This is a genomic window from Micromonospora sp. LOL_023 (genome assembly GCF_048060115.1).
Taxonomy (GTDB): Bacteria; Actinomycetota; Actinomycetes; order Mycobacteriales; family Micromonosporaceae; genus Micromonospora_E.
Genome location: NZ_JBHMIM010000043.1, coordinates 59,418 through 68,255, shown reverse-complemented (window position 1 = coordinate 68,255; position 8,838 = coordinate 59,418). Strand labels below are relative to the sequence as shown.

10 protein-coding genes are annotated in these 8,838 nt (G+C 65.8%); 4 read left to right on the top strand and 6 right to left on the bottom strand.

The window, feature by feature from the left end:
* Positions 1-109: 109 nt before the first annotated feature.
* The 5 genes from ACFHVL_RS22040 to ACFHVL_RS22020 form a co-directional block, all read right to left on the bottom strand.
* On the bottom strand, positions 110-943 hold the full coding sequence (locus ACFHVL_RS22040) for a transposase family protein (protein ID WP_416630303.1): 834 nt from the start codon (positions 941-943) through the stop codon (positions 110-112).
* Positions 944-1,094: 151 nt separating this feature from the next.
* On the bottom strand, positions 1,095-2,132 hold the full coding sequence (locus tag ACFHVL_RS22035) for a ParA family protein (protein ID WP_416630301.1): 1,038 nt from the start codon (positions 2,130-2,132) through the stop codon (positions 1,095-1,097).
* The gene (locus tag ACFHVL_RS22030) at positions 2,129-3,307 is read right to left on the bottom strand and encodes an ATP-binding protein (protein ID WP_416630300.1); all 1,179 of its coding nucleotides are present in this window, start codon (positions 3,305-3,307) and stop codon (positions 2,129-2,131) included. The genes ACFHVL_RS22035 and ACFHVL_RS22030 overlap by 4 nt, the downstream gene beginning before the upstream one ends.
* A 429-nt stretch (positions 3,308-3,736) precedes the next feature.
* A complete protein-coding gene (locus tag ACFHVL_RS22025; RefSeq protein ID WP_416630299.1) occupies positions 3,737-4,483 on the bottom strand; it encodes a 5-formyltetrahydrofolate cyclo-ligase in 747 nt (248 codons plus the stop codon).
* A 14-nt stretch (positions 4,484-4,497) separates the two neighbouring features.
* Positions 4,498-5,640 (bottom strand): transcriptional regulator, encoded by a 1,143-nt coding sequence (locus ACFHVL_RS22020; RefSeq protein WP_416630298.1) that lies wholly within the window; start codon positions 5,638-5,640, stop codon positions 4,498-4,500.
* A gap of 385 nt (positions 5,641-6,025) precedes the next feature.
* Between ACFHVL_RS22020 and ACFHVL_RS22015 the strand changes: the two genes are divergently transcribed.
* From ACFHVL_RS22015 to ACFHVL_RS22000, 4 genes are read left to right on the top strand one after another with little or no spacing between them, the layout of a single operon-like run.
* Positions 6,026-6,406, top strand: a complete 381-nt coding sequence (locus ACFHVL_RS22015) for a hypothetical protein (protein ID WP_416630297.1) — start codon at positions 6,026-6,028, stop codon at positions 6,404-6,406.
* Complete coding sequence (locus ACFHVL_RS22010; RefSeq protein ID WP_416630296.1) at positions 6,403-7,140, top strand: GPP34 family phosphoprotein; 738 nt, start codon at positions 6,403-6,405, stop codon at positions 7,138-7,140. Before ACFHVL_RS22015 ends, ACFHVL_RS22010 begins: the two co-directional genes overlap by 4 nt.
* Complete coding sequence (locus tag ACFHVL_RS22005; protein WP_416630295.1) at positions 7,137-7,778, top strand: hypothetical protein; 642 nt, start codon at positions 7,137-7,139, stop codon at positions 7,776-7,778. The genes ACFHVL_RS22010 and ACFHVL_RS22005 overlap by 4 nt, the downstream gene beginning before the upstream one ends.
* A 36-nt stretch (positions 7,779-7,814) precedes the next feature.
* A complete protein-coding gene (locus tag ACFHVL_RS22000; RefSeq protein WP_416630294.1) occupies positions 7,815-7,997 on the top strand; it encodes a DUF2089 family protein in 183 nt (60 codons plus the stop codon).
* A 161-nt stretch (positions 7,998-8,158) separates the two neighbouring features.
* Here ACFHVL_RS22000 and ACFHVL_RS21995 read toward each other — a convergent pair whose 3' ends face one another.
* A complete protein-coding gene (locus ACFHVL_RS21995; RefSeq protein ID WP_416630293.1) occupies positions 8,159-8,833 on the bottom strand; it encodes a class I SAM-dependent methyltransferase in 675 nt (224 codons plus the stop codon).
* Positions 8,834-8,838 lie beyond the last annotated feature (5 nt).

The following is an 8,838-nucleotide window of genomic DNA, read 5'->3' as shown; positions in this document are numbered from 1 at the left end:
CCCAGGTCAGAAGGCACCTGTCTTTCAAGATCCACTATGTGGACCCGCCCATAATGAAGGGCTGAGGCTAGACGTTCCTGTCTCGCTGGCCCCGGACAGTGAAGTTATCTCAACAAGATCTGTAGCCATGTTCGAAGTGAAGTAGAACGAGGGCGGCTTTCGCGATATCGCCGATCTTCGTCGGCGGGGTCGTGACACCTTGCAGGACGCGCCATCTCTGGCTCAACAACGCGAATCCGCGTTCGCCGAGGCACCGCATCGCCCGGAGCAGCGTGTTGTAGGACCGGTTGTCAACGTGGAGCCGGTGTCCACCGGCAGGCTTCTTCACCGGGGTGTACACGCCCTGACCTGCTCCTTCGTACCCAGAATCCGCCAAGGTAGGTAATCCGCGAGCGGCGGCGGCGTAGAGCGCGCCGAGGACCTCTTCCTGGGCGATACGCAGGTCATGGACGGAGCCGGGAGCGACACCGGAGACCCATACCGGGAACCCGTCCGGGCGCATCAAGGCCTGGACGTTGCCGCCGAAGTCGTGGGTCTTGCCGGAGTAGTAGGCGTCGATGGTCTCGCCCTTCCTGCTGACAGTCTTCTCCGTGTACCGGTCGCTGTCGACGACCTTGCCGTCGAGGATCAGGTGCGACCAGCCCTCGGCCTCGACCCGGTCGAGGGCTGCGGTCAGGTCCGGCGCCTGCGCGGACAGCACCGTCAGGACCTCGTCGTGGTAACGGTAGGAGGTGGCCCGGGACAGCCCGAAACCGGCGCCGAGCTGGGGGATGTCCACGCCGCGGTTACGGAACCAGACAAGGCCGAACACCGCCTGCCGCCAGCAGGTGAGCAGCCGGGTGCCCTTGCGTGTGCCCAGCGAGCGGCGGCGCGCGCGCAGCAGACTCGCCACGTGGGCGACGAGTTCCCTCGGGACGTCGAGTGTGGCACGATAAGTGATCACGTGGGGTCCTCTTGGTGACGGATTCTTGTGGTGAGACCGGTTTATCGGAGGACCTCACGTCCCACAAATATCGTCGCTATTGCCCTTTATGTGCGTGTCGCACCGTTCAACAAACCATTCGTTGTTGAGATAACTTCAGTGCACGCCGTGCCTACGTCGAAGGCACCTCCTTGAGTCGGCGTAGCAGTTCCTCGCTCAACAATCGGAAGTCCTGAAAGCAGCGCTGAACGAGGGTTTGCGTGCTTCCCAGAGCTCCGTCTGCGGACCTCAAGTCGAACATCGGTTTACGTGCGTCGTGCGCCAATGGCATGAGGCTTTGATAATTGCGTAGCGTAGCAATCTCATATTTGGTCCCAATATCGAATTGGGGGTGATTGAGTACCGATGCGGAAAAAACGCGCGGGATGCGCTCGAGCCATCGCCGGTACGCGTGAACCGGTCGATCGAGACGCATCGTCGGTTGCATGATTACGTATCCCAATGGCTCCATCGTTCCGGAGGGTGCGGCGATAGCCTGTGGAATCTTTGGCAGTACGGTGTTCTGCCACACCGATCGCCATTCCCGAAGGGCTGGCCCTAGGTTCTTCAGCCCTCGTAGGGAGAACAAGTCTGCGGCCAACGGCATGAGAACCGCGTCCGCTGCAAGAAGCGCTGCTCTGTTGATCGCACCCAGGTTTGGGCCGACATCGATGAGAATAATCTCGGCGTCAACCTCGTCGGCGGCCTCTCGGATGATCCGATGGAAAGCGGTGGTTACCCGAAGAGCAGCCAAGTCGCTACCCGTGTATCCGCGGGGCCAAGCTGCGGAAAGATTGTCCTCAAATCTGCTCAGGTCCAAGTCTCCCGGGATCAGCCATAAATCTTGGTTGATAGCCACTGGCGTGATTGCCCTGATGTCTCCGATGCCGTCCATGATAGGTTGAATAGCCGTTACCACGGTTCCCGATGTTTGCTCTGTTTGTGTCCAAAGTCGGGCCTGGTGGGGTCCGCCCCAGGCCGGCGTTGCGGGCTCGTCCCAGAGCAGACCGAGGCTCTCCTCATCAAGAAAGGCTGCGGTCAGGTTGGACTGCGGGTCAAGGTCGACCGCAAGGACTCGATGGCCGAGCCGCTGCAACATGTGCGCCAAGTGGTAGGTGAGCGTGGTCTTGCCTACGCCACCTTTGTTGTTGAACATGGCCACGGAGATCATGCCGAGCTCCCCATCGTTACTGTCCAGGAAGAGTCGTCAACCACAAAGATCGGTTTGGGGTTTCCGTTTCGTTGCAGCGAGCTGCGGATTCGGCCGATTCCTCGCCCGAACTGGTTAACGTAACCAAGTGACTTCATGGCCGCCGCCAACGACGGGTTCCGGTAGTCATTAACTTTATCGAAGTTGTCTGCTCGCACCTGTCCGAACGGGCCGCCGGGATTGGTCACCTCGATACGGTCGTCGAACCAGGCCACCCGGACTGGTGCGTGCGACGACTCATAGTTGCGATGCATGATTGCATTCATGCAGGCCTCGCGCAGCGCGTCGAACGGGTAGTTCGGGCGCGGTTCTTCTCTGAAGCCGCTGGCTTGAACTAGGCGGGTGTGCAGGTGACCGCGCAGGACGACTTCTAGGCGTTCGGCTGCGTTGATGATATTTGACCTGATATCTTGCTCGTCGAGAACCGCTCCTCCGACATCAATTCCTTCGTAGCGCACAAATTGCACATATGCGCCCGGCAATCGATTCGTCGGGTCCAATCCAACCAGTAGCATCCCGAGTACAGTCGGGGTGCCGTCCACGTCTGCAAGCCGAAGTGATGCGAGTTGTTGCTCGATCGAACGGTGGTTCTCCTCAATCACCGACTGATCAACCGCCTGCCGTAGGTACCCTGAACGAAAGAGCTCGAGATCGAGGTCTGTTAACTCGCTCCCCGGCACGACTCGGACATCGAATGGTGTATCGAAGGATCGACGTCGTTCGGACAGGACTCGTTCGTCGTCCCTCGTTGCGCGACGGGTCGAGGGGCCAGGGCGAACGTAAACTACGTTGTCGAAACGAACTGGTGGTGTGCGAGATGCGTTGACTTTGACTAAGATTACGTTCTCTCCGCCAAATTTTTCGGCGGTGACAACCATCGATGGTCGGTCCAGAATCAGCCCTTGATCCCGGTATTCGGTAACCTTTAGTAAAGCTGCATCAGACACGTCTAGCCCGCCAACTGGCTTGCCGCTGTCGTCAACGCCGATGATGAGATGACCTCCGCCTGTTCCCGGCAAATCGTTTGCAAGGGCGCAAATCGCCTTGCGAAGCGCATTTCGGTCTGTCGCATCCCGCTTGAACTCCAGGATGGCCGTCTCCTTGGTGCCTAGAAGCGTGGCGAGGTCACTGTTCATGGCCTGATTCTCCCTCACGGGTGGAGGAGATCTCCGGCAGTATCGAGCCGCGTGGCGAACCTGCGGTGGGTGCCACGGGGTCGAACGCCAGCCTGCCGAACTGCGCAGAGCACGCCCGACCGTGCAGCTGATGCAGCGTGACACGGTGGATCCGTCCGTCGAATCGGTCAGGCGACCGTGCGGGGCTACTGCCTTCGTCCCGCATGGCAGCCGAGCTTGCGTCAGGTGCAGGCGGCTCGGCGTCGTCGCCCCGGATTGAGCGTGTCGACTCGACCTTCTCGCTCGCAGCCGAGTACGAGAGCCGGACTTTACATGGGCGCCGGCCAGGCCGGTATGTCCTCCGTGCTCTACACGGGATCGCAACGAACAACAGGTCGATCCCAAGTGTCGGACCACCATGATCCTCTTGGCCCGCCGGGGTTGCCTGCGCTACAGCGGGTCTTGGACACCCGCGTCGGCCCGGGACGAGAGGAACGGGATCGACGCGATCTTGTCTCCTGGCAGGTTGTTCCAGAGCAATCCGGTTGGGCGGGCAGCAGGCGAGCAGGAGATGATCTCGTCCGGCGTGACTACGAAGTCAACGCGGAAGTCATGCTCGGCTTCTGGTAGATCGCCATCCACTACTTGCAGCGGGTGGACGGTCGTCACGATGGTGGTGTGCGGACCGATAAGACCTTCTTCCGCAAGTAGGGCAAGCTCGATGTCGGAGTAGCCAGCGCCTTTACCGACCCGGACGCCGGACGGGTTGACGGCGACGCTGCCGCAGACGACCAGGTCAATCGGTGGCATGTCGCTGGGCGACACGCTGGGCGCGAATGTCGCGGCAGCCTGATGGGCGGCTGCCTCGGCGGGCGGCATGGGGAGCGCCGGGGGGTCAAGCCGGTAGAACGGCTTGATGGTGGCAAGGTTGGGCACGGCCATGTAGACGGTCTTGCCGGCGGTGAGCGCCATCGCGCGTACGGGCAACTGGGCTCGATCGGGGTTCGCCTTCACGGTCGAGGCAGTCTGCCAAGCGGGCAGCTCCGCCAAGCGGGCAGCTGCCGCGTCCGCTCCGGCAAACGCTGGGATGTGACCTGCGACGCCCGGTTCGACGACACGATGACGCTCCAGCGCGGCCCAGACCTGCTCACGGATGCGCTGCTTGTCCTGCCTGGCTGGGTCTTGTCCGGCTGTCACGTTGATTCCCTTACTCAGGCGGCCATCAGGGTGAGCAGCCGGTCCTGGACGTCTTGGACTTCGGCGGTGTTTCGCCAAGGGCTGAGGGCACGGCCTGCGGTGAAGGCGACGGTTAGTCCACCACCACCCCGGGTCGATTCCGTGATGTCGATCGCTTGATGCAAGCTGTGGACGGCGGCGCTCACGGCATGTTGCTGGATGTACGCCAGGGAGAGGTTCGCCGCCGCGACGGCCGCTGCCTTGGTCCGACCGGCCGTACTCAGGGTGTCGGAAAGGAACCGTGTGGCCTGGTTCGCGTCACCGAGTGACAGGTAGCACGAACCGGCCATCCGGCTGAGGTCGACCGGCGAGAACAGGAGGGACGCTTCGTCTTGGCTGTCGACCTTGCCGAAGTGTCCTTCTGCTGCCCGCAGGAGTCGTTCGCACGGTCGCCGCTGCTGGCGCATGGCGTGTGCCTCGGCGGCGTGGAGCAGCGCCAGGCCTGCGAGGACATTGCTGTTGCTGCGACTCGTGGCGGCTGCCTGGGTTGCCATCTGCGCACCTGCCGCCGGGTCCTTCTGCCCGTAGATCGCGACGTAGCTACGCCTCAGCTGAGCCCGTCCGGCAGCGATCGGATCGCCGCACTCGCCTGCGGCGTCGACCGCCTGATCGAGATAGGCCAGGGCGGTGGCGTTGTCGCGGCGCATCGACGCGTCCCAGAGCAACTGGCCCATCAAGGTCGCCGACTCTGCGGCAGCGGCGTTGAGGTCGCGCAGCACTCGTGACCTCGTTGCGTGGGTGCGGAGGAACATGATCTGACCGTGCCGCTCACCCACGATGCCGAGCAGTGCTGCTGCCGGCGCGCGGTCGTACTGCGCATCGAGCGCCGCAACCTGCTCGCGCAGGTGAGCCACGGTTACCAGGTCGACGCTGCCGGGATTGGCGAGGACGTACTCCAGGCGTTGAGCCCCGTCCCGAGGGAGGCGACCGGAGATCATCTGATCGGCGTCCAGGGCTGCGGCGAATCGCGATCGGACTTCCTCGGTGGCGCGACTCAGATCACGATCGAGGATTTCCTGGGTCTCGTCCCGCAGCCGAATCATCTCACCGCGCTGTTCCCAGTTGGTTACCGATGCGACCGCGACCCCGAGATGTGCGGCGAACGCACGGATGCTCATCCGCCTTGCCTGGCGCAGTGCGCGAGCCTCCTTGCCTGACCATCGCGCTATCGCTACCACGGCGATCCCCCCTGGTCGGCACCCCACAAGCTGATCTGTCGACGGAGGTCAGTCTAATGCGGCCAATGCCGTGGTCGGTAGTCCCGAAGTAGGACAAGACCGGTACACCACGGCGTATCGCCGCGCCAAGTGGCAAATGCAGGATCGAACTCGCTGATCGTGCAACGAACTCGGGAGACCAGTGAGCACCTTCTGTCGAAAGAAAAGTGGCAACTGGAGGATTCGTGCCAACAATCGCGGTGATCATTTCCTACATGCTGGCTGGGCTTGTCGGCGTGGTGGGTGGGTTCGTGTTGTGTCGGTGTCGGCACCGGTGGTGTCCGGTGTGTGGGCAGACGTTGACGTGCCGGGACTGCACCGCGCCGATCGAGCGGACCTGGGGCAGCGGGCCACCACCGCCACCGCAGTCGGGCCCGCGTGGGCGGCGGTGGCGCAACCAGACCGGGGCGCAGCACCGGTGACCGGGCGCGACGATGTGCTGCACGTGCCCGTACGGCCGGTCTGGTCCTGTTCGGGGTGTGGGCCGCTGGTCGACTGGCCGTGTGAGTACGCGCGGGCCGAGTTGACCGCGAACCTGGACCCGATCTCGCGCAGCATGTACGCGGCCGAGCGGATGGTGGAGGCGATCGCCGACCTGCCGGCCGAGGCGACGCCGGGGGAGCTGTTCACCCGGTTCCTGGCCTGGACGAGGCGGGCCGGCCGGTGACCGTCTACCGCACCTGCACCCGCGACTGGTCCACCACCACCCCCGCAGCGGCACCGTTGGCGGAGCCGGCCGTACCGCTGCCGCCGGCCGGTCGGCTGGCCGACGAACTTTTCCTGATCGCCCACGACGACGTCACCGGCAAGCGGCGTGCCCCGGCCGGGGTCGTCGGGCGTGGCCTGGCCGCCGCGATGCTCGCCGACCTGGCCTTCGTCGGCGCGGTCACGGTCGCCGCGACCGGCAAGGTCGTCACCGGTACGGCCGCGCCGGGTGCCGTCGACCCGTGGGAGCGGACGGTGCTGCGCTGGATCGACACCGACACACTGCACCCGCCGGCCGCCTGGATCGATCGGCTCGCCGGGCACGCGTACCGCAGTGTCGCCGACCGGCTGACGGTCGCCGGGGTGGTGCGGCCGCGCAGGGTCCGCCGCTGGTGGCGCCGGGAGACCGCCTACCCGCCGGTGGACACGAACGTCGCGGCCTGGCCGTGGGCGCGGCTGTCGATGCGGGTACGCCGCAGCATCCGCCTCAGCGTGTACGACAGCGCGTTGGCCCGGCTGTGTCTGACGACCGGTCTCGGCGGCTACGTGCTCGGTGTGGACACGTCGACCGCCCGGCGGCAGCTGCGGCAGTTGCTCACCCCCGTACCGCCGGGGGTCGACGAGCTGGTGCGGCATCTTGCCGCCGCAGGCGCACGGAGTCGGCACGGCCAGCACGACCGACGGAGCCGACGGTGACCACGACCGCCGGCGGCCCGGCCGGCATCGTGCGGGTACGGCGGGCCGGGGTCGACGACGTGCCGCGCCTGGCCCGGGTGCTGGTCGACGCGTTCGTCGACACCCCGCAAGCCCGCTGGCTGATCCCGGACAAGACGCGGCGGCAGGACGTCTACCAGCGGCTCTGCCCCGACCTGCTGGCCCAGGCGATGACCGCCGGCACCGTGCACACCACCGTCGACCGGGCCGCGGCGGCGCTGTGGCTGGCGTACCCGGTAGCGCGCACCACCACGGATCGGCAGGCGGCCCGGCTGCGGCGGATCACCGGCCGCCACGCCGACCGGTTCCTTCAGCTCGCCGGTCTGCTGCACACCCACGCCCCCCGCCAACCACACACCTACCTGGCGTACCTGGCGGTGGCACCGCCGGCATCGCCAGCTACCTCGTCGCGACCAGCCCGGCCGCCCGCGACCTCTACCTACGCCACGGCTACCGGCCCACCACCCGGCACCCGCTGGTGTTGCCCGACAACGGGCCGCCGATCTGGCCGATGTGGCGCCAACCGCACCCGGCCAGCCCGTCCACCGACACCATCACCACCCGATGACCCCGCGCGCGACATCGAGGTGATGCTGACGCACGTCATCTTCGCGTTTTGACGTGCGTCAGCATCACCTCGATGTGCCGCGCCGACCTTGACGTCTCACGCCGGCCGGGCGCAGCTCGCCCAGCTCAGCGTCGATGATCAGGTGTTCGTCGCCGCGTTCGTGCGGTTGCACGGCTCGATCAAGAAGATGGAGCGGATCTTCGGGGTGAGTTACCCGACGGTGAAGTCCCGGCTGAACCGGATCGCCGGGCAGGTGTGCCGATCGACCTGACCCAGCTCAAGCCGCAGCACATCGAGGAGTTGGTCGAGCAGCTCGACGACCTCACGGTCGACGTCGACCAGCCCGACGTCAAGGTCAAGGTCTTTTGCGAGTGATGCCGCGACAGCTGCGGATGCCCGTCCGGACCACGGGGTCGGGCGGGCATCCGGGAATTACCGCACCGTCGCCAGCATGACCGCCTGGTCGTCGCGTTCGGCACCCCGGGCGCGACGGACCAGACGGCACACCTCGCGCAGGCCAGCCGCCGCCATCCAGGCGGCCACCTGGTCTGCGGTGACGAGGTGCCGCTCCAGAACGATCTCGTGGCCGAACCGGCGGTACGTCGCGGCGACGTCGCGCGTACCGTGTCCGGCCTGGAACCCGACGAGCAGGTGGCCGCCCGGCCGCAGTACCCGGGCGGCCTCGGCGAAGACGCGGCCCTGACCGGCGTGCGGCGTGTGGATCGTCGAATACCACAGCAGTACGCCCGCGAACCGGCCGTCCGGAAACGGGAGCCCGGTCAGCGTGCCGACGGTGAACGGCAGCTCCCGGTGGTCACGGCGGGCCATGGCGATCATGCCCGGTGACAGGTCGACCCCGACGACTCGGCAGCCCCGATCGGCGAGATGCTGGCTCATCCGACCGGCACCGCAGCCCGCGTCGAGCACCAGCGGGTCGTCACCCGGCCCTGACCCGGCCCGCACCGCCTCGGCGAAGGCGTCGACCATGGCGAGATCCAGCGGCGCCTCGGCGCGGGTGTCCGGCAGGCGAGCCGCGTAGTCGGCGGCCACCGTGTCGTAGGCACGCCGTACGCCCCGCGAGTCGGACGGAGCACCCGAGACGGACACGACCG